This is a genomic window from Rhodonellum sp., assembly GCF_030656585.1.
Classification (GTDB): domain Bacteria; phylum Bacteroidota; class Bacteroidia; order Cytophagales; family Cyclobacteriaceae; genus Rhodonellum; species Rhodonellum psychrophilum.
Window position 1 is genome coordinate 216003 of sequence record NZ_JAUSPP010000080.1, and the last position, 20441, is coordinate 236443.

Below are 20441 nucleotides of genomic sequence, written 5' to 3' on the forward strand. Positions count from 1 at the left end.
CGAATTTGTCATTATTCACTGTAAAAATAAAATAAAACACATTTTACCCATTGAAAAATACCCTGTTGTGGGTATTTTTTGTTGACCTTAAAATGCATAAGTTTGAACACTTTTAATGGAAATTCTCCATTGAGTGTTTAAGTTCTAAAGAGGGTAAAACCCAAATGAAAATGCCCCTGTTTTTTTCAGGGGCTTTTTTGTTTTCACTCTGGAAGAAATGAAATCACCTCCCTATTTTCCTTCCTGAATAATTGTTCCTATTCTTGTGGGGATTTCAATCAAGCATCAAAAAAATGAATCAAAATCTTCGCATCATCTATATGGGAACACCAGAGTTTGCGGTGCCCCCCTTGGAAATATTGATAAACAATGGTTGGAATGTAGTTGCCGTAATTACAGCTCCCGACAAACCCAAAGGAAGGGGCCAAAAAATGATTCCTTCCCCCGTCAAGGAAGCTGCCGTACATCATGGAGTCCCTGTCCTGCAACCAACTAACCTTAAATCCCCTGAATTCCTGGAACTGTTAAAAAGCTATCAGGCTGATATTCAAGTGGTAGTTGCCTTCAGAATGCTGCCAGAAGTAGTTTGGAACATGCCTCCAAAAGGCACATTCAACCTCCACGCATCATTACTGCCCGATTACCGAGGAGCTGCGCCCATCAACTGGGCGATCATCAATGGAGAAAAGGAAACAGGAGTCACCACCTTTTTCCTGAAACATGAAATCGACACAGGGAGCATCATTTTTCAGGAAAAAGAACCGATTTTGCCCGAGGACAATATTGGAACACTTTACGAAAGGCTCATGCACAGAGGGGCAAAATTGGTTCTCAAAACCATTCAAGCCGTAGCAGAGGATAGTATTTCTCCAAAAATACAGGACGAATCCCTTGCGCTTCATCATGCTCCAAAAATCTTCAAGGAAACCTGCCAAATCGATTGGACCAAATCGGCCATTGATCTCCACAACCTGATCAGGGGACTTTCCCCTTACCCAGCCGCTTGGACCCTCCTTGAGGGGAAAAACTGTAAGATCTTCCGTTCCAATGTAGCGTCCACGGATTTCCAAGATCTCCAACCAGGACAATTCAAAACCGATGGCAAACACCATTTGGTATTCAAAACCGGTGAAGGCTGTCTGGAGATCAAGGAGCTTCAGCTGGAAGGAAAAAAAAGGATGGCAATAGAGGATTTCTTAAGGGGAAACAAACTTCAATAGACGGACGAATCGAAAACATCCAATTTTTTATGAATTAACCGAAATGAGGGTGGCTTTTTATATTTAGATTCTCTAACTTTAAGAAACTAGATATCAATTGGATATGAGAACTCTTTCAATTTTTTTCATTTTTGCTTTTTTTCTTGTCACACCTTTTTCATCCTCTGCCCAGATTCTCAGAAAGATCAAGGATGCTGCCAATAGAGGAGTAAGCAGAGCTGTTGAAAAAAAAGTGGAAACTGAGGCAGAAAAAATGGCCATGAGGCAGATGGAAAAAGTCTTTAGGGACATGTACCCGGAAGACAGCGTGGGAGGAATGGATTTTGGCAAAATCCTCAGCGGGATCAAGGCGGATGTGGAGGTAGAACCCTCCTATTCCTTTACAGGATATAGCGTGATGGAAATCACAGGAAAAGACGAAAAAGGCAGGGATATCGATCCGGTCCAGATCAAATCCTTTTTTTCTACCAATGAGGCTTTCATGGGAATGGAAATAGAAAATCCGGAAAAGAAAAAGGGTGAGGGGAATTCGGTGATGATTTACGATTTCAACCGAAATGCCACCATCATCCTTATCGAAAGCGAGGGACAAAGATCAAGGATGGCCTATGGCTTTGATTTTGAGAAAATGAGTGCGGGTCTGCCAGAAGGAACATTGGCAGATACCACAGCCCTGGAAGATTATTCGTTCAAAAAAACCGGGAGGTCCAAGGCAATTCTTGGCCATAGCTGCGCGGAATACCAAATGGAAAATGAGGACGGAACCGCTGATTTTTGGATTACAGAAAAACCTGTTCATGGAACCACCGCTTTTTGGGGAGGGAAAAATCCTTATTTGACCAAAAGAATGAAAAGTCAAAATGACAGATATTTCAAAGACCTACCCGAGGGAAATATGTTGGAAATGCATTTCCTAAGTAAAAAAGACAAAACGGTTTCTACCATGAAGGTGCTTGCACTGGACGATAATGCCCCTTTGGTTTTTAATATGGATGAATATCCCAGTGTTTTTGGCTCCGCATATCAATAAGCAGATCATAAGCCATGGTATGCCTTGCCAATTCCATTACAGCCTGAAATGGTTAAAAACCGGTCAGTAGCGCACTGTTTTTGGCTTCATCAAATTGGCACTTCGCCTTATCCTCCAAATTGTCTGATTCTCTTACAGTTTCAACCCCTAAATGAAACGCAATGCATATTTCGAATTTATAGGCCTTTTCAATTCCTGCCAATTCCCACAACTGATAACACAGGAAAGCGATGGATTTCGATTCTTTGATTTTGGCTTTTTTTACGCCCAATCTTAAGGTTTTGATTTTATGAGTTGGAAAACCTTGGTATCTTGTCGCCAAAAAGCAATCTTATTTTGAAAATATCAATCATCGTTGCCAAATCACTGAATAACGTGATCGGAAAAGACAACCAGCTTATCTGGAGATTGTCTTCGGACATGAAGCTGTTTAAAGGCAAAACCACTGGTTTTCCCATCATCATGGGCAGAAAGACCTACGAATCCATGGGAAAACCGCTTCCCAATAGGATTTCCATCGTAATCACCCGAAACAAGGAATATCAATTGCCCGAAGGGCATTTTGTGGTACACAGCCTAGAGGAGGCCATTCAACTCTGTATTTCAAGAAAATTTGACCAGGTATTCATCATTGGAGGTGCCGAAATTTATCAGCAGGCATTGCCCTTGTGCGATGAGCTCTTGGTCACCGAAATCAATGCCGAACTGCAAGGGGATGCTTTTTTTCCGGAAATTGACTCCGAAATATGGGAAAGGATTTCGGAAGTACACTTCCAGAAAGACGAGAAAAATGACTACGATTTCGATTTTGTGACCTATAAAAAAATTCAATCATGAATACTTCCGTCGTTTGGATTACCGGCGCCTCTTCCGGTATCGGAGAAGCTTTGGTGAAAAAATATGCAAAAGATGGAAACCGTTTGATCATTTCCTCCAGAAAGAAGGAATTATTGGAGAAATTAAAAAACGATTGCCCTACACCCGAAAATATATTTGTATTGCCATTGGACCTGACTGCTCCCGAAACATTTGGGGAAGCTTGCCGGTTGGCTATTGAGGCGTTTGGAAGCGTCGATGTACTGGTCAACAATGGCGGCATAAGCCAAAGATCCCTGGTTTTGGAAACCCAAATGGAAGTGGATAGAAAAATCATGGAAGTGAATTATTTTGGAACGATTGGCTTGAGTAAGGCACTTTTGCCCCATTTTGTCGAAAACAAAAAAGGGCATTTTGCAGTAGTAACAAGTCTCGTGGGGAAATTCGGCTCCCCGTTTAGATCCTCCTATGCGGCTTCCAAGCATGCACTTCATGGTTTTTTTGATTCCTTGAGGGCCGAACATTTCAAAGATAACATCGCTGTGACGATGATTTGTCCCGGCTTTATCAGGACCAATGTCTCTCTCAACGCCCTGACGGGCAATGGAACGGCTCTCAACCAAATGGATGAGGCACAAAAAAACGGAATGTCCCCCGAAGCCTGTGCAAAAGCTATCAAAAATGCCATTGACAATAAAAAGCAAGAGGTGTACATAGGAGGAAAGGAAACTTTGGCCATTCATCTCAAACGCTTTTTCCCTGCGCTCTTTTCCAAATTGATCAAAAAAGCAAAAGTGAGGTAAAAGAGTTCGAAATGTAAAGCTTACTCCTTTCCCAGTCTAAACCAATTGTTCTTGAATCATCTAAAAGCAAGTTGCTGCATCTTTACGCACTATTTTGCGCAGAATAAATCCCCAATAACCGCTCCTTAAAAGCCAAACAATATGTCTCCAAAAAGAGAAATAAAAGCAGAAATAATAGCCATCGGTGATGAATTGCTTTACGGACAAATCATCGACACCAACAGTCATTGGATCAGTCAAGAACTGGATTTGATCGGAGTACGGGTTGTCAGAAGAACGACGGTAGGCGACAACAGAACGGATATTTTATCTGCTTTTCAACAGGCGGAACAAAGGGCAGACATCATTCTGATGACTGGAGGACTGGGACCTACCAATGACGACCTGACCAAGCCCCTCTTGGCGGAGTATTTCAAATGCGGGACTGAACTTGTGCCAGAGGCATTGGAAGCTGTTCGCACATTTTTCGAAAAAAGGGGTCGGGAATTGACCCTCACCAACCAAATGCAAGCCTACCTTCCGACCAAATGCCAGTATGTACCCAATGAAGTCGGTACTGCGCCGGGAATGTGGTTTGAGGAAAATGGATGTGTATGGATGTCCATGCCCGGAGTCCCTCACGAAATGAAAAAACTCATGACGGATTTTGTTCTTCCAAAAGTCAAATCACTTTTTGAATTGCCGACCATCTTCCATAGGGTCATCAGAACTGTGGGAATAGGAGAAAGCTGGCTTGCCGACTTGATCAAAAATTGGGAAGAATCCTTGCCCTCCCACATACGACTGGCATATTTGCCTTCCTTGGGCCAGGTAAGAATGCGCTTAACCGCTTTTGGGGATGATTTGAGAACTTTACAAAACGAAGTTGATCTTCAAATAGAAACAGTAAAACCACTTATCGACAAGTACATTTACGGGTATGACCAGGAATCGCTTGAGGAGGCAATTGGAAGACTTTTAAAACAGGAAAACAAAAAAATAGCCTTGGCCGAAAGCTGTTCCGGCGGCTACATCTCCCATTTGATTACGAGCATCCCAGGATCCAGCGCTTATTTCCAAGGTGCTGTGGTGCCCTACCACAATACGTTTAAGAATCAGATCTTGGGTGTGAATGAAAAGGTACTGGAAGAATTCGGCGCTGTGAGTGAGCAGACCATCATCGAAATGGCGGAAAACATCCGTACTTTGTTCCAAGCGGATTATGGATTGGCGAGTAGTGGCATAGCAGGTCCCGGTGGAGGCTGGGCCGAAAAACCGGTGGGGACAGTTTGGATAGCTTGTGCATTTGAGGGAAGAACAGTGACCAAAAAACTCCAACTCACCCAAGACAGAATGCTCAACATCCAATTGACTGGAGTGGCTTTGCTCAACTTATTCAGAACATGCATTTTGGAAAAAACAGAATAAAAATTTTATTTGAAGGATTTTGTAATGCATAAAATAAAATTTAATTTTAAAAGTCGGAAATAAACCCAATTAAATAAAAGTATTATGGCACTTGTAGAAATGGTAATGCCCAAAATGGGAGAAAGCATCATAGAGGGGACAATCCTTACCTGGCTAAAAAAAGAAGGGGATCTTATCGAACAGGATGAATCCGTTTTGGAAGTGGCCACAGACAAGGTTGACACAGAAGTCCCAGCAATTGCAGGAGGTATTCTAAAGAAGATTTTGGCCAAAGAAGGAGAAGTAGTGGCTGTGGGTGTTCCCATTGCAGTCATTGAAACCGAGGCAAACGGAAGCGCAGGTGCGACTCCGACAACCTCCACGCCAACCGAATCTTCAGTGGAAAAATCGGAATTGATCGCTGCGGCACCTTCCCATACAGCCGCAATTTTGTCACAAGAAAATCCAGAGCCGAATAATTTTGGAGATGACAGGTTCTATTCCCCATTGGTTCTGAGTATAGCCAAGAATGAAAAAATTTCCCAAATGGAGCTTTCTTCCATTTCAGGAACTGGTAAATCAGGCCGTGTCACCAAACAGGATATTCTAGAATACTTGAGGACAAGGGAAGACATAAAAATCCCTGCAATCACCCAAGTCGTCAAGCCTTCTGCGAGTGCGCCAATGCCAAGGGTAGAGGTGAGTATTTCTGCTGGGGATGAAATCATCGAAATGGACAGGATGCGAAAAATGATTTCGCAGAGAATGATCGATTCCAAGCGTATTTCTGCGCATGTCACTTCTTTTGTAGAGGCGGATGTGACCAATATCGTCTTGTGGAGAAACAAGGTCAAGGATGCCTATAAGAAAAAGGAAGGTGAGGCCCTCACATTCACGCCATTTTTCATCCAAGCAGTTGCCCGAGCCATCAAGGATTTTCCAATGATCAATATATCGGTGGACGGAGAGAAAATCATCAAGAAAAAAGACATCAATGTTGGGGTAGCTGTGGCTTTGCCTTCCGGAAATCTCATTGTCCCAGTCATCAGAAATTCCGATCAGTATAACCTGACGGGACTTTCCAAAAAAATCAATGATTTGGCACTACGCGCCAGAAACAACAAACTTTCTCCAGACGAGCTATCCGGTGGTACATACACCGTTTCGAACGTAGGGTCCTTTGGCAACGTCATGGGCACTCCCATTATCATGCAGCCTCAGGTCGCTATTCTTGCCGTAGGTGCCATCACCAAAAAACCGGCGGTGGTAGAAACCCCTACTGGTGACGTGATCGCCATTAGACATAAAATGTTCCTTTCCCATTCCTATGACCACCGTGTTGTCGATGGTTCTCTGGGTGGAATGTTTGTGAGAAGAGTTGCGGATTATCTGGAAGCTTTTGATTTGAACACTGAACTATAATCGAGAAAGGGGGTCAAATGACCCCCTTTGTTTTTTTAAGCTCAAAAAAGCAAGATTGTATCACTTTGGCAATCTCAGGGATTTTCACGGGCTTTGTCAAATATTCATTCATCCCAGAAGCCAAGGCCTCTGCGATGTCTTCCTGAAAAGCATTTGCTGAAAGACCGACTATTTTAAATGCCTCTCCTCCCGCCTTTTTCCTGATGATTTGCGTGGCCTTCAAGCCGTTTAGTCTAGGCATTTGGATGTCCATGAAGATGAGATCAAGCGGCGATTTCTCTACTTTTTCGATGGCTTCATATCCATCTTTGGCTATTTCAATGTCATAACCCAATTGATTCATGAGCATTTGCATGAATTGAAGGTTGATTGCATTGTCTTCCACCAAAAGAATTTTTAGTGGATATTTTGCGGCCATGTTTTTCCAATCCAAGTCCGGGGTATTTCCTGCAAAGGATTTTACAGAAATGATGAGTGATTCTTTCGTGAAGATTTTCCCCAAAATATTAAAGGAAAAAGTAGAGCCAACATTTTCCTCACTGTCTACCTTCAACTCCCCTCCCATCAGTTCGATGAAATTTTTGGAGATGGCCAGTCCCAACCCTGTTCCGGTAAATTCCCGGGTATTGCTTCCATCCACTTGGACAAATGGTCGCGCCAGAATTTGAAGTTTGTCTTTGGGAATCCCTATTCCAGAATCCTTTATGTCAAAATGGAGTATAATATTGCTTTCCAAAAATGGCTCTCCAGTGATCAAAACATGAATTTTCCCTCCTTGAGGGGTAAATTTCAGTGCGTTTCCAATCAAATTGTATAAGATTTGATCGATTTTCTCCTTATCCAATTCGATGAAGGTAGGAATCAACCCCTCATATTGATACGTCAATTCAATGTCTTTTTTGATAGATAGTCCTGAAAAAACCTTTATTATTTTCTGGATTTCATCTTTGAAATGGAAAACACTCATTTTCAATTCCATCATCCCAGCCTCTATTTTGGAATAATCCAAAATATCGTTGATGATTTTGGAAAGTGAATCCCCTGAATCTTTGATGATTTGAATAAAATCCTTCTGATCTTTGGTCAAGGGGGTATTTTCAAACAAACCAATGATACCCAAGAGCCCATTCAGTGGCGTCCTGATTTCATGGCTCATATTGGCAAGAAATTCAGATTTGGCCTTATTGGCCTGATCTGCAGCTTTGATAGCATCCTTCAATCCTTTTTCCCAAAGTTTCTGCCCCGTGATATCTCTTGCAATGGACATGACCCTGTCATCATCCAGTTTAAACAACCGGGTTTCAAACATTTTTTTTCCCAGTTTGGTCATGATTTCAAACTCTGCGGTTTGAATCTTACCCGTTTGAACGGTTTTTTCAAAGAACCCCATAAAATGGGTATTCAATGGGGTCGGTAAAACCTCTAGGATGCTTTTTCCTAAGGATTCAGGTGCTGGGGAAAAAAGAACACTTTGGTCTTGTATGTAGTAATCCAGAAAAATTCCGGAGTTGTTATAAATGAAAATGATATCAGGTAAACTCTTTAGCACTGCCCTCAATCTATTTTCACTTTTAATGAGCTCCTGTTCTGCCAGATACTTTTCCTGGATATCCGTAAGGATACCAACATTCCCCAAAAAAGCGCCCTTTTCATCATAAAGGAGTTTTTCAAAAATCTTTACCCGAATCCAATCTCCGTTTTTCTTTTGAATTTCAAATTCAAAAGCAATGACTTCTTTAAGGTTTTTTATGGATTCATCAATAAGCAGATTGAGCTCTTGGATATAATTTGGGGAAATTTTGTCCTTAAAATTCTTGATAAACTCCTTCTGCTGGTATCCCAATACACCCTCTACTTCCTTTCCCACACTGGTCATTTCCCCCTTTGCATCTTGAAAATAAATAAACCCTTTGGATTCTTGGAGGAGAAAGGTTTGCCTTCTAAACAGTTCATTGATTTCATCGGCTTTCTGCGAAAGAATTTTATTGGCCACCTGTGTATTCCTGTTGAACTGGAAAAGAATGGCGATGACAAAAATCAGAAGAAGGAGAAGACCGGAAAAAAGAGAGATATAGGTAACGTAAATCCCTGAGGTAATTAGTTTTTTATCTTGGATAAAAATGACTGCGAAATCCTTGTCAAAAGGATGGAAATCAAAAGGATATTGATGAATGACCGCTCTATAGTTTTTGCCCGTCAAGCTATTGTTAAACTCTCCCTCATACTCTCCCTTTATCCCCTCCCGTATATCATTGGTGATTTTTTCTAGACTTAAATCATCCAAAATAAAACCCGGACTTAGATTCATTTCAGAAAAACCCAATAGTTTACCATCGATGTACACCAATTTTTCGGCCGAAGCTCCCAAATAAAAATTGCTGAGTTCGGAACTCAAAAACCTGTTGGTATTGACTTTGGTAATTATTTGAAGATTGTTCTTTTGGGATTTGAATCTGATTTCATTTCCATGATTCAGGGGGATTTCTTCCAATCCGCTGTGAAAGGTTCTTACGAAATTATTTCCTTTGTCGAAATGGAATGATACGACATGATTTGGGAAAACAACAATGATCGAGTCGACCAAATTCCTGTGATTATTAAAAATTCGTCTTGCTCTTTTCTCAAAAGCCAATTGCTCATTGGATGTTCTCTCATACGTCCATGCCTCAAGATTTTCAACGAAGAAAACCATATCTTGATCCATAGATCTGAAGGTTTTCTGAATGTCTCTTGAGGCAAATTCCACTTGCTTGGCAAGGAATTCATTTCTGGATTCCAATTGATTTTCAGAAAGTGCCTGGAAAAAACTATACCCCAAAAAAACAATTAAAAAAACTACGAAAAAAGCGAGTGCCACGAACCATTTAAAAGGTCCTGAAATTCTTTGCGCTATAGAAATGGATTGATCCCTCATTTCAACTGAAGATCCAGCACATACCAATTAAACAAATTCATTTTTTTTGCCCGAATATCAACACTTTCTTTCCCCTCTTTAAGCAAAAAATCGCTTCCTTTTGTCAATATAATATGGGTAGCCATTTTCCTCACTTCCTTATTTTTGCTTTTGAAAAGATTGAAATCCTCCATCCTGAAATTATTGGAGGTGATGGTTTGGATGTAGGTGTGATTGATCAATGGGGGCAAAGACAATGCTTCAATGGCCTTAGATTTTCCTGCTACTACTGTCCCTGCTTCATCGATAATCACAATCTGATTGGAATACCTGTTTAGGTAAAATTCCAAAATGTCATTTACCGTGATGTCAAATCCCAAAACCATCTGCAATTCTCCTTGATAATAAACAGGATGAAGCAACGAAATCATCCAACCTTTGCCTGCTGGATCCAAGTAAATTTCTTCCAGCCAGACAGGACCTTTATCAGGGTTGTGGGTCAAATCTGCCCTATAATAGAAATTAAAAGAGGTAATATCCAAATCTGGTAAAATCAAACTGGCTGGATCAAAGGGTGGAAATAATCGATTTAATTGCAAATGGCTGTTGAAGTAAACTTGGGAAACTACCTGGTGCCTCCTGACAATCTCCCTAAAATTATAATCCAGTGAATCTGTTAAAAAAATCAAATCCTCAAGGCCTTCCTTGTCCTTTGCCATAGTTGAAATATAAAGCGTACTCCTCTTGGGGTCCCCATTGGGTGCCGCATTTGCAATACCATTTTCTATGGTTAATGGGTTTTTCTTTGACTTGCTGATGATTTCCTCTTTGTGTTCATAAAGCTGTTCAGTTTCGCGGGCAAGCGAGATGATCTCATCTTCTAAAACCTTGAAATCGAATTCCAATAGTGCTATAAATGAATCCACATCCCTGTGACTGAATTCTTCCTTATTATTGGAGGAAAATCCACATGAAAAAAATATAAATTGAGTAACAATCAATATAAAATAAGGACATTTCTTCATCTTAAAATGCTTTTTCATAAAGCTAAAAATTTTCGATTTCATTCCGAAGAGTTTCTCCCATTTCTTTAAACCTTTCTAAAACCAAGTCAAAGAAATTTCCTTCAAAAAAATGATCAAGATCGGACTCCTCCAAAATATCCATTTCGGATACTTTGAAGGTTTGTTCCAGGGCCCCTTGTTCATATTTGACAATATATTTGTTGTTCCAGGAAAAAACAGAAATTCTGGTTTCTGCTTTACTGAATTCTTTTACAACCCTCATAATGGCCTTTCAACATGTGCAGAAAATGTAATTTCTGATTTGAGAGAAGAAGCTACGGAACAATATTTCTCAACAGACAAAGCCACTACTTTTGCAAATTCCTCATCGGTGGCATCCGGTGAAACCAATACAAATTTCAAATGAATATCCGTATAATAGGATGGAATTCCCTCGTTTCGTGATCCTTCTACCTCAACATAAAAATCAACAAGTGTCCTTCTTTTCTTTTTCATCATCAGCACCGCATCTACAGAGGCACAGCTTCCCAAAGCCGACAGCAATAGATCCATTGGAGACTGAGCTTGTTTTTGTGGAGCATCATACATATCGATACTTACCTTATTCCCCTGTTGGTTGACGGATTCATATTCATAGTCCGCTTTCATTCGGACAGTAACGTTTCTTTTTGACATCGTATCGTTGATTTTTTATAAGTATGTTGTTGATGATTTAATAATAACAGATAGAAAAAAGGGGGAGATTTTCAATCTATCCCCCTTTTGTATTTCAATTTAAACTTCCAAAAGTAATATCCATTTCAAAACGGATTTAATACTCAGGTGTTCACAATCCTATTCGAAATTTCTTTTCATGAATTCTCTTGGATTCATAATTTGCAAATGCCAATTCCCCTAAGGGTTTCCCTTGTCTGATCACATATTTCTCCTGTATTGTCCACCCACTTCGTAGAGGGCTTGGGTGATTTGACCCAGGGAACAGTATTTGGATGCTTCCATTAATTTTTCAAAGATATTTTGATTTTGAACGGCAGCAACGCGGAGTTTTTCCATGTGGGGTTCCGCCTTGTCTTCGTTCTTTTTATGAAGCTTTTTAAGGGTTTCGATCTGGGTTTCTTTCTCTTCATTAGTGGCTCTGATGACTTCCCCCGGAGTAACGGTCGGAGAGCCATCAGCAGACAAGAAAGTGTTCACACCGATGATTGGATATTCACCCGTATGTTTTAAGGTTTCATAATAAAGACTTTCCTCCTGGATTTTCCCTCTTTGGTACATGGTCTCCATCGCTCCCAGCACTCCTCCCCTTTCGGTGATCCGGTCAAATTCTGTATAAACAGCTTCCTCCACCAATTCGGTGAGGTCATCTATGATAAATGCTCCTTGCAGTGGATTTTCGTTTTTTGCCAAACCAAGTTCTTTGTTGATAATCAACTGGATCGCCATTGCCCTTCTTACTGAAGCTTCGGTTGGCGTGGTGATCGCCTCGTCATACGCATTGGTATGCAATGAATTGCAATTGTCATAGATCGCATACAAAGCCTGAAGAGTGGTCCTGATGTCATTGAAATCAATTTCCTGCGCATGCAGGGATCTTCCTGAGGTCTGAATATGGTATTTCAGCATTTGGGATCTTTCATCAGCACCATATTTCATCTTCATCGCTTTGGCCCAAATTTTCCTTGCCACCCTTCCGATGACAGAATATTCAGGATCAATGCCATTGGAAAAGAAGAAAGATAGATTCGGTGCAAATTTATTGATATCCATTCCCCTGGAGACATAATACTCCACGTAGGTAAAACCGTTTGACAAAGTCAGGGCCAATTGGGTGATCGGATTGGCTCCTGCTTCCGCAATGTGATAACCCGAAATGGATACCGAATAGAAATTCCTGATTTTTTGGTCAATGAAATATTGCTGTACATCTCCCATCAGCCGGAGAGAGAACTCGGTCGAAAATATACAGGTATTCTGAGCCTGGTCTTCTTTGAGGATATCTGCCTGAACCGTTCCCCTCACCTTCATCAGCGTGGAAGTTTTTATTTCTTCATAGACTTCCTTGGGCAATACTTCGTCACCCGTAACGCCGAGCAACATCAGGCCCAATCCATCATTTCCTTCTGGAATGGTACCGTTGTAGCGAGGTATTGGAGTTTCCTTTTGGCGGTAAATACTCTTGATTTTTGCATTGACTTCCTCTTCCAGACCATTTGCCTTGATGTAAACCTCACACTGCTGGTCAATGGCCGCATTCATGAAAAATGCAGTCATCGTGGCGGCTGGTCCATTGATGGTCATGGAAACAGACGTCATCGGATCGGAAAGATTGAAGCCTGAATACAATTTCTTTGCATCATCAAGGCAACAGATATTGACTCCTGAATTTCCGATTTTTCCGTAAATGTCAGGCCTATAATCCGGGTCTTCCCCATAAAGCGTGACCGAGTCAAAGGCGGTGGAAAGCCTTTTGGCAGGCATCCCCTTGGATACATAGTGAAAACGTTTGTTGGTCCGCTCTGGCCCGCCTTCTCCTGCAAACATCCGGGTAGGATCTTCGCCTTCTCTTTTGAAAGGAAATACCCCTGCGGTAAATGGAAATTCACCTGGAACATTTTCCGTCAATCCCCATTTCAACAAATCTCCCCAAGCCTCGTATTTGGGAAGGGAAACTTTTGGGATATGGGATCCCGAAAGCGAAGTATAATAGGATGCGATTTTTATTTCTTTGTCTCGAACCTTGAAAGTGTAATATTCTTCGCTGTATTTTTTGGCTTTGGCAGGCCACTCTTCCAGCCATTTTTTGTTTTTGGGATCGAGTTCCAGTTCTACCTCGGCATAAACCTCCGCAAGTTCCTTGATCAAACGGTCCTTATCCGCCACGGAGGTATTCTCGATGGCTTCCATCGATTTCTTGATGCTGAACAGTTTTTGGGCAACCTCCTTTTGCGTCTCCACCCATTTTTTATACCCCCTGTTGCTTTCAGAAATTTCCGAAAGGTAGCGGGTTCGAGCGGGGGGAATAATGTAGATTTTTTCTGACATCTCTAGGGAAACCTCAAAGGAAGTCTGCAAATCAACCCCTGTTTTGGCAACCAATTCATGGATGATCGCCTTGTAGAGGTTGTTCATGCCCGGATCATTGAACTGAGAAGCGATGGTTCCAAACACAGGAAGCGCTTCATCCGCGATGTCCCATAGGTTGTGGTTGCGTTTGTATTGTTTTTTTACATCTCTAAGGGCGTCCTGGGCTCCCCTTTTGTCAAATTTGTTCAACGCGATGATATCTGCAAAATCCAACATGTCTATTTTCTCCAGCTGCGTCGCGGCACCATACTCCGGTGTCATTACATAGAGAGACATGTCAGAGTGTTCGATGATTTCTGTATCGGATTGGCCGATTCCGGAAGTCTCCAAGATGATCAAATCAAAATCTGCAGCCTTGACGATGTCCACTGCATCCTGCACATATTTGGAAAGCGCCAGATTGGATTGGCGCGTGGCCAGGGAACGCATGTAGACATTTGGATGATGGATCGCATTCATCCGAATCCTATCGCCTAATAATGCCCCACCTGTTTTCCTTTTGGATGGATCCACAGAAATGATGGCAATATTTTTTCCCTTAAAGTCAATCAAAAATCTCCTGACCAACTCATCTACCAAGGAGGATTTCCCTGATCCTCCCGTACCGGTAATTCCTAGAACCGGTGTCTTGCTTTTGGCAGCTTTTTCCCTGATAGAGTGGAGCATTTCCTTGCTTTGTTCCGGAAAATTCTCTGCTGCGGATATGATTTTGGCGATCGCCTGTTTGTCATTGCTATTAAGTTCCAAACTTTCAGGCAGGTCCTGGCCGACCGGAAAATCGGATTGTTCGACTAGGTCATTGATCATACCCTGAAGTCCCATGGATCTTCCATCATCGGGTGCATATATTCTGGTGATGCCATATTCGTGCAATTCCCGAATTTCTTCGGGAAGGATAGTTCCTCCACCACCTCCAAAAATCTTGATCCGTTCAGCACCCCTTTCTTTCAAGAGATCGTGCATGTATTTGAAAAATTCAACGTGCCCACCTTGGTAGGATGTAATGGCGATGGCCTGGACATCTTCCTGAATGGCACAGTCCACAATTTCCTGTACAGATCGATTATGGCCCAAATGAATCACCTCACAACCGGTGGATTGAATGATTCTGCGCATGATATTGATCGCCGCATCATGCCCGTCAAATAGGGATGCTGCAGTGACTAATCGGATGTGGTTTTTGGGTTTATAAATCTCTTGAGACACTGACATTTTATACTTGGGTTAATTTGGCACAATGAAAATGGACTTATTCTGGAACAACGCCCAGAATTAAATCTTTGTTTAGGGTTGCGAATATAAGAAAAATCAAACGTTTGGGTAAAGTCATTCCTTATGGATTTCAAAACAATGCTTTGAAATTCAGCAAAATTCAATTCCATCATTAAAACAAATACGGGAATGGTTGAAAATATTAATACTTGGCATAATGCGGAGTGAAAACATTCAATCAACTTCTTAGCTGACTTTTATCATATTATGAGGGGAAATAAGGGCTTAAATTTGCAGTACAAAAGCAGTAAAAGAGTTATATTGAATCTATTAATTTCAAAATCCTAATTTTTAAGTTATGAAGCTTTCACTTTACTTGGGAACGTACAGAAATGTCAAGGTTTTTATCCACTGGACTTTTTCTCTTTTGCTGCTGTGGATTGTGATCTCGAATGTGAGGATGGGTGCTCCTGCTGTGGACATTGCATGGACAATCGGCTTTGTCTTGACACTGTTTTTTTGCGTCACCCTTCATGAATTCGGCCATGCCTTGGCAGCTCAGCGCTTTGGGATTTCCACCAAAGACATCACCCTATTGCCTATTGGTGGATTGGCAAGGCTTGAAAAACTCCCTGAAGACCCCAAACAAGAGCTCTGGGTTGCAATTGCCGGACCTTTGGTCAATATTGGAATTTTCTTGGTCCTTACCATTATCCTCAGCATTACCGGCTTCAATTTGGAGCAACTGAATATGGAGGAACTGAAAATCAATGCCAATACTTTCGTTCTCTTTGTTGCTTCTGCCAATTTGATATTGGCTTTGTTCAATCTTTTGCCGGCCTTTCCTATGGATGGTGGAAGGGTTCTCCGTGCATTTTTGGCGATTCGTCTCCCGCGGGCAAAAGCCACACAAATCGCTGGAACTATTGGACAGATGATTGCCATCGTTTTTGTTTTCTATGGCTTGTTCAACAATCCTATTTTGGTTTTCATTGGCATCTTTATCTTCTTGGGAGCTGCGGCAGAAGTAAGCCACACCACCCAGGAAAGTATTTTAAAGGGATTCAAGGTCAAGGATGCAATGATGATGAACTTTCAGTTGGTTGGTTTTGATGCTCCGCTATCTAAGGCCATCGAAAAATTATTAGGTAGCCAAGCCACCCATTTTGTGGTCGTCAAAGACGATGTTGCCGTGGGGACCCTCAGCAAGGATGAGATAATCCGAGGACTTCAGGCAGGAAATGAAAACACCCACGTTGGGTCAGTCGCCAATCAATCCCCTTTGAAAATCGAAACCGAAGAAGACCTTGACGAAGCATGGAGAAAAATGGCAACTCAAAACCAAAAAGTGGCATTTGTAATTGAAAACGGACACTTTTTAGCGATTTTGGATCAAGAAAACATCTCGGAGTTTATTTTGGTGAAATCCGCACTTTTAAAATGAAAAAATTGAAATGAAACCTTTTCAAACAAAACCTCATACCCTTGACATCCAGGATTTGCTTGAAGAATTGAACACATCAGATCAAGGGCTAAGTCCTGCGGATGTTCAAGAAAAGCAGAAGGTGTTTGGGAAAAACGAAATCCCTGATCAGGCAGGAAGACCGCTTTGGAAAATAATCCTCAAGCAATTCACCAATTTGATGGTGTATATTTTATTGCTGGCTGCCGCGATATCCTATTTCACGGAGCATTATTTGGATGTTTATGTCATTCTGGGAATAATACTCATCAATGCGGTCATTGGCTTTGTACAGGAATACAAAGCGGAAGGTGCAGTGGCAGCTTTGAGAAGTCTTCTTGTTCCAAAGTGCAAGGTGGTAAGAGAAGGAGAATTACAGACCATAGACTCAAAGGAATTGGTCCCAGGTGATCTCATCGCCTTGGAGGAGGGAGATATTATTCCAGCTGATGCGAGGGTTTGGCTGTTTAAAAATGCGAGAACCACCGAAGCTTCCCTTACGGGAGAAGCCCTTCCGGTGCAAAAAACAAATAAAAAACTTCCTGAAAACATCTCGCTGGGTGAAAAAACCAATATGGTCTGGAAAAGCACCTATCTGGCAAGCGGCTCTGTAAGAGCAATTGTCACGGGTACAGGCCTAAGAACCCAGATCGGTGATATTGCCAGTTCCCTTAAAACCATCACTCCCAAAAAGACAAATTTTCAGATAAAAACAGATCAACTCGCCAAACAAATGGCTTATATCGCCATTTCAAGTGCAATCCTGCTATTTTTGGCTGGTTATTTTTTTCTGGAGGTAGAGGTCAGTGAGGTATTGTTGATTTCCATTGCAGCATTGGTATCCGCCATCCCTGAGGGGTTGCCAGCCGTATTGTCAATTGTACTGGCTGTTGGCTCCTATCGCATGTCCCACAAGAATGCCATTATCCGCGAAATTTCTGCCACAGAAAGTCTTGGTTCCGTGAGCACAATTATCACGGACAAAACAGGAACGCTTACCCAGAACACCATGACCATCAAAAAAATATGGATTCCTGGAGTGGAAGAAGCTGAGGTGACCGGGGAAGGATGGGAGAGCAAAGGTGACCTCTTGGCTAAAAATGAAGACATCAAGTCATTTTACAAACTTTTTGAAATTGCTGCCCATTGTCACCAAACAGCTGTTTCCAAAAAAGAAAGTGGACAATACCAAGTGACTGGGGATCCCACAGAGGCTGCATTTTTGGTATTGGCCAATAAAGTTGGCCAAAAAAAGCAATTGCCCATAAAAGAAGATATTGCCTTTGATGCTGAACTGAAATACCGGTCTACGATAGTCGAGAAAAACGGAACTGAAACGCGGTTCATAATTGGTGCCCCGGAAGCCATCTTGGCCAAATGCAATTCTTATCATGACAGTTGGGGAAGTCTGCAAAAATTGAATGACATTACCATCAAGCCCATCCAGGATAAATTTGAAAAATGGTCGAAAGAGAGCTTTAGGGTGCTGGCAATGGCACAACAATCAGAGCACCTCAACCAAGATCACCACAATAATTTTGAATTTGTTGGATTGGCGGGAATGCTTGACCCACCAAGACCCGGAGTACTGGAAGCAGTGAACTCCTGCCATCAGGCCGGAATAAGGGTCATCATGGCTACAGGGGACCATTCCGAAACGGCTTTAGCGATAGGTAAAAAAGTGGGCATCGTGCTGCCGGGAAGAGAAAAAGTCTATACGGATACGGAGCTTCAACAAATGGATGAAGAACAGCTAGACAAGGCTGTTATGGAAGCGGATGTGTTTTCAAGACTAAGTCCGATAATGAAACTTAAAATCGCCCAGTCCCTTCAAAAACAAGGGGAACTGATCGCCATGACAGGAGATGGCGTCAACGATGCACCAGCGCTTAAGCAAGCCAATGTAGGTGTCTCCATGGGTATAATGGGGACAGATGTTGCAAGAGATGCATCGGTAATGGTTTTGGCGGATGACAATTTCTCAACAATCGTCCATGCGATCGAGCAGGGCCGAATTGTCTTCAATAATGCAAGGAGAACGAGTTTTTATTTGGTAACAACCAGTTTAGCTGAAATCTTCACCTTGATTTCGGCAGTAAGCCTAGGATTGTCAATGCCCCTGACCGCCACGCAAATTTTATGGATCAACCTGGTCACGGATGGTTTGTGTGACAAAGCGCTGGCAACAGAAAAAGGCCAGGGAAACGAACTCACTTCGCCGCCAATCAATCCTAAAGAAAATATTCTTAGTAAGAGGATTTTCCCATTACTCGTTATCAATATTTTGTTAATGACTGGATTGGCCATTACCGCATTCAAATGGTACCTACCAGAAGGAATTGAAAAAGCCAGAACGATCGTATTTATCGTCATGAGTTTTTCACAATTGTTTAATGTTTTCAATATGCGGAACTTAAGAGGTTCTACTTTCAAAATTGGCCTATTCAGCAATAAATGGGTAAATTTGGCCTTTCTGCTTTCTGTTCTCATCCAAATCCTGATTATCCAAACGCCTGTTCTTTCTCAATTATTTGATTTTCGCCCCGTAAGGGCTGTGGAATTCATCCTTTGGGCTTCCCTTGGATCCATGACATTTTGGGTAGTAGAAACTTATAAACTGATTCAAATCAAAAAATAATCATACCATGTACGAATACACCACAGCCGAAGAAGCTGTCAAACTAGTAAAAAGTCACCAAAGAGTATTTATCCACGGAAGTGCCGCTACCCCCACTTATTTACTGCATGCGCTAGCCGCAAGAAAAGGAGAATTGGAAAATGTAGAAGTGGTTTCCATTTCCACCTTGGGCGCCATGCCGATTGCCACTCCAGATTGTAGGGGAAGTTTCTTTATGAATTCACTTTTCGTTTCTGAGAATGTGAGACAGGCGGTCAACGGAGAGCAAGGTGGCTATGTCCCGATTTTCCTAAGTGAAATCGGGCACTTGTTCAGAAACAATATCCTCCCTCTGGATGTAGCCATCATCAATGTTTCCGAACCCGACGGCCATGGCTATTGCTCCTTGGGCGTATCCGTAGACATTGCCAAGCCAGCCATAGAGACAGCGAAGATCATCATCGCCCAAGTCAACAAACAGATGCCGCGTACCCATGGTGACGGGCATATCCATTTTAGCCGCTTCAATGCCGCAGTGGCTGTTGACGAGGATTTACCAGAAGTAAATTATGCCGACAAAATCACTGAAAAAGAGCTCAAGATCGGTCAGTACATTGCCGAACTAATTGAAGACCGGTCTACCCTACAAATGGGGATTGGCGCCATTCCCGATGCTGTATTGAAGGGACTTAAAGGACACAAAGACTTGGGTATCCATACAGAAATGTTCTCAAATGGCTTGATTGAATTGATGCTTTCAGGAGCGGTCACCAATTCCTACAAAAAGAAACATCCTGGAAAAATTGTCTCCTCCTTTGCCATAGGCACGAAGGAAATGTACAAGACCATCCATGACAACCCGGAATTCTCCTTCCATGAGGCAGCTTATGTCAACGATACCGCAGTTATCAGAAAAAATCCAAAGGTGATTTCCATCAACAGTTGTCTTGAAATGGATTTGACCGGCCAAGTCTGTGCGGATTCGATTGGAAGTTATCATTATTCCGGCGTAGGCGGACAGATGGACTTTATGCGTGGGGCATCCTTATCTGTAGGTGGAAAACCCATCATGGCGCTATCCTCCACAACCAAAAGAGGCGACACCAAGATCGTCCCCTATCTCAAACAAGGTGCGGGCGTCGTCACCACAAGAGCCCACCTCCAATATGTGGTCACTGAATATGGAGTCGCTTACCTCTACGGGAAAAATCTCCGCCAGCGTGCCTACGAACTGATGCGCATCGCACATCCAGACCACCGCGAAAGTCTCGAAAGATCAATTGTAGAAAGGTTTGGCAGTTTTCTTTACCCTGTGAGGTAACTAAATAACGGGATGAGCACCTCTTGTTTGAAGGGAAAGTTGGGTTTTTCAAACTCGAGCGCTCGATTCACTTCAAACTCGGAATAAGCAATATTAATTTTAATCCATTTTGAATGGCCTTCGAAGATCTTTTCTTCAAAGGCCATTTTT

At 42.1% G+C, this 20441-nt stretch carries 15 protein-coding genes; 9 read left to right on the forward strand and 6 right to left on the reverse strand.

Going from position 1 to position 20441, the window contains the following annotated elements; genetic code table 11:
* The first annotated feature begins 293 nt into the window (after positions 1-293).
* Positions 294-1220 (forward strand): methionyl-tRNA formyltransferase, encoded by a 927-nt coding sequence (gene fmt, locus Q7J63_RS20155; RefSeq protein WP_304888788.1) that lies wholly within the window; start codon positions 294-296, stop codon positions 1218-1220.
* A gap of 103 nt (positions 1221-1323) precedes the next feature.
* The gene (locus Q7J63_RS20160) at positions 1324-2250 is read left to right on the forward strand and encodes a DUF4412 domain-containing protein (protein ID WP_304888790.1); all 927 of its coding nucleotides are present in this window, start codon (positions 1324-1326) and stop codon (positions 2248-2250) included.
* A gap of 52 nt (positions 2251-2302) precedes the next feature.
* Here Q7J63_RS20160 and Q7J63_RS20165 read toward each other — a convergent pair whose 3' ends face one another.
* Positions 2303-2572, reverse strand: a complete 270-nt coding sequence (locus tag Q7J63_RS20165) for a hypothetical protein (protein WP_304888791.1) — start codon at positions 2570-2572, stop codon at positions 2303-2305.
* A 14-nt stretch (positions 2573-2586) separates the two neighbouring features.
* On the opposite strand from Q7J63_RS20165, the gene Q7J63_RS20170 reads away from it, so the two are divergent.
* The 4 genes from Q7J63_RS20170 (at position 2587) to Q7J63_RS20185 (ending at position 6677) form a co-directional block, all read left to right on the forward strand.
* The gene (locus Q7J63_RS20170; protein ID WP_304888793.1) at positions 2587-3087 is read left to right on the forward strand and encodes a dihydrofolate reductase; all 501 of its coding nucleotides are present in this window, start codon (positions 2587-2589) and stop codon (positions 3085-3087) included.
* Positions 3084-3869 carry an SDR family oxidoreductase gene (locus Q7J63_RS20175; protein ID WP_019597078.1) on the forward strand — a complete coding sequence of 262 codons (786 nt, stop codon included), beginning with the start codon at positions 3084-3086 and terminating at the stop codon, positions 3867-3869. The genes Q7J63_RS20170 and Q7J63_RS20175 overlap by 4 nt, the downstream gene beginning before the upstream one ends.
* Positions 3870-4010: 141 nt before the next feature.
* Positions 4011-5276 carry a competence/damage-inducible protein A gene (locus tag Q7J63_RS20180; RefSeq protein ID WP_019597079.1) on the forward strand — a complete coding sequence of 422 codons (1266 nt, stop codon included), beginning with the start codon at positions 4011-4013 and terminating at the stop codon, positions 5274-5276.
* Positions 5277-5360: 84 nt separating this feature from the next.
* A complete protein-coding gene (locus tag Q7J63_RS20185) occupies positions 5361-6677 on the forward strand; it encodes a dihydrolipoamide acetyltransferase family protein (RefSeq protein ID WP_304888796.1) in 1317 nt (438 codons plus the stop codon).
* Positions 6678-6690: 13 nt separating this feature from the next.
* Here the strand turns inward: Q7J63_RS20185 and Q7J63_RS20190 are convergent, their stop codons facing one another.
* The 5 genes from Q7J63_RS20190 to Q7J63_RS20210 form a co-directional block, all read right to left on the reverse strand.
* Positions 6691-9495: a PAS domain-containing hybrid sensor histidine kinase/response regulator gene (locus Q7J63_RS20190; RefSeq protein WP_304888797.1), complete on the reverse strand. Its 2805-nt coding sequence runs from the start codon at positions 9493-9495 to the stop codon at positions 6691-6693.
* A gap of 92 nt (positions 9496-9587) precedes the next feature.
* Positions 9588-10613, reverse strand: a complete 1026-nt coding sequence (locus Q7J63_RS20195; RefSeq protein ID WP_304888799.1) for a Cache sensor protein — start codon at positions 10611-10613, stop codon at positions 9588-9590.
* A 4-nt stretch (positions 10614-10617) separates the two neighbouring features.
* The gene (locus Q7J63_RS20200; RefSeq protein ID WP_304888800.1) at positions 10618-10857 is read right to left on the reverse strand and encodes a hypothetical protein; all 240 of its coding nucleotides are present in this window, start codon (positions 10855-10857) and stop codon (positions 10618-10620) included.
* The gene (locus Q7J63_RS20205) at positions 10854-11270 is read right to left on the reverse strand and encodes an OsmC family protein (protein WP_304888802.1); all 417 of its coding nucleotides are present in this window, start codon (positions 11268-11270) and stop codon (positions 10854-10856) included. The genes Q7J63_RS20200 and Q7J63_RS20205 overlap by 4 nt, the downstream gene beginning before the upstream one ends.
* Positions 11271-11510: 240 nt before the next feature.
* Positions 11511-14891, reverse strand: coding sequence for a methylmalonyl-CoA mutase family protein (locus tag Q7J63_RS20210; protein ID WP_304888804.1), 3381 nt, complete (start codon positions 14889-14891; stop codon positions 11511-11513).
* A 358-nt stretch (positions 14892-15249) separates the two neighbouring features.
* Between Q7J63_RS20210 and Q7J63_RS20215 the strand changes: the two genes are divergently transcribed.
* Genes Q7J63_RS20215 through Q7J63_RS20225 form a run of 3 tightly spaced genes read left to right on the forward strand, consistent with a single transcriptional unit; the run spans position 15250 to position 20291 of the window.
* Positions 15250-16335, forward strand: a complete 1086-nt coding sequence (locus tag Q7J63_RS20215; RefSeq protein ID WP_304888806.1) for a site-2 protease family protein — start codon at positions 15250-15252, stop codon at positions 16333-16335.
* 10 nt (positions 16336-16345) lie between these two features.
* Positions 16346-18991: an HAD-IC family P-type ATPase gene (locus tag Q7J63_RS20220; protein WP_304888808.1), complete on the forward strand. Its 2646-nt coding sequence runs from the start codon at positions 16346-16348 to the stop codon at positions 18989-18991.
* Between the two features lie 7 nt (positions 18992-18998).
* A complete protein-coding gene (locus Q7J63_RS20225; RefSeq protein WP_019597088.1) occupies positions 18999-20291 on the forward strand; it encodes an acetyl-CoA hydrolase/transferase family protein in 1293 nt (430 codons plus the stop codon).
* Positions 20292-20441 lie beyond the last annotated feature (150 nt).

Bases quoted from the DNA above. Each gene is read 5' to 3' on its own strand.
- fmt (WP_304888788.1), top strand. From the start codon at position 294: ATGAATCAAAATCTTCGCATCATCTATATGGGAACACCAGAGTTTGCG.
- Q7J63_RS20160 (WP_304888790.1), top strand. From the start codon at position 1,324: ATGAGAACTCTTTCAATTTTTTTCATTTTTGCTTTTTTTCTTGTCACA.
- Q7J63_RS20175 (WP_019597078.1), top strand. From the start codon at position 3,084: ATGAATACTTCCGTCGTTTGGATTACCGGCGCCTCTTCCGGTATCGGA.
- Q7J63_RS20180 (WP_019597079.1), top strand. From the start codon at position 4,011: ATGTCTCCAAAAAGAGAAATAAAAGCAGAAATAATAGCCATCGGTGAT.
- Q7J63_RS20185 (WP_304888796.1), top strand. From the start codon at position 5,361: ATGGCACTTGTAGAAATGGTAATGCCCAAAATGGGAGAAAGCATCATA.
- Q7J63_RS20195 (WP_304888799.1), bottom strand. From the start codon at position 10,613: ATGAAAAAGCATTTTAAGATGAAGAAATGTCCTTATTTTATATTGATT.
- Q7J63_RS20200 (WP_304888800.1), bottom strand. From the start codon at position 10,857: ATGAGGGTTGTAAAAGAATTCAGTAAAGCAGAAACCAGAATTTCTGTT.
- Q7J63_RS20205 (WP_304888802.1), bottom strand. From the start codon at position 11,270: ATGTCAAAAAGAAACGTTACTGTCCGAATGAAAGCGGACTATGAATAT.
- Q7J63_RS20210 (WP_304888804.1), bottom strand. From the start codon at position 14,891: ATGTCAGTGTCTCAAGAGATTTATAAACCCAAAAACCACATCCGATTA.
- Q7J63_RS20215 (WP_304888806.1), top strand. From the start codon at position 15,250: ATGAAGCTTTCACTTTACTTGGGAACGTACAGAAATGTCAAGGTTTTT.
- Q7J63_RS20220 (WP_304888808.1), top strand. From the start codon at position 16,346: ATGAAACCTTTTCAAACAAAACCTCATACCCTTGACATCCAGGATTTG.
- Q7J63_RS20225 (WP_019597088.1), top strand. From the start codon at position 18,999: ATGTACGAATACACCACAGCCGAAGAAGCTGTCAAACTAGTAAAAAGT.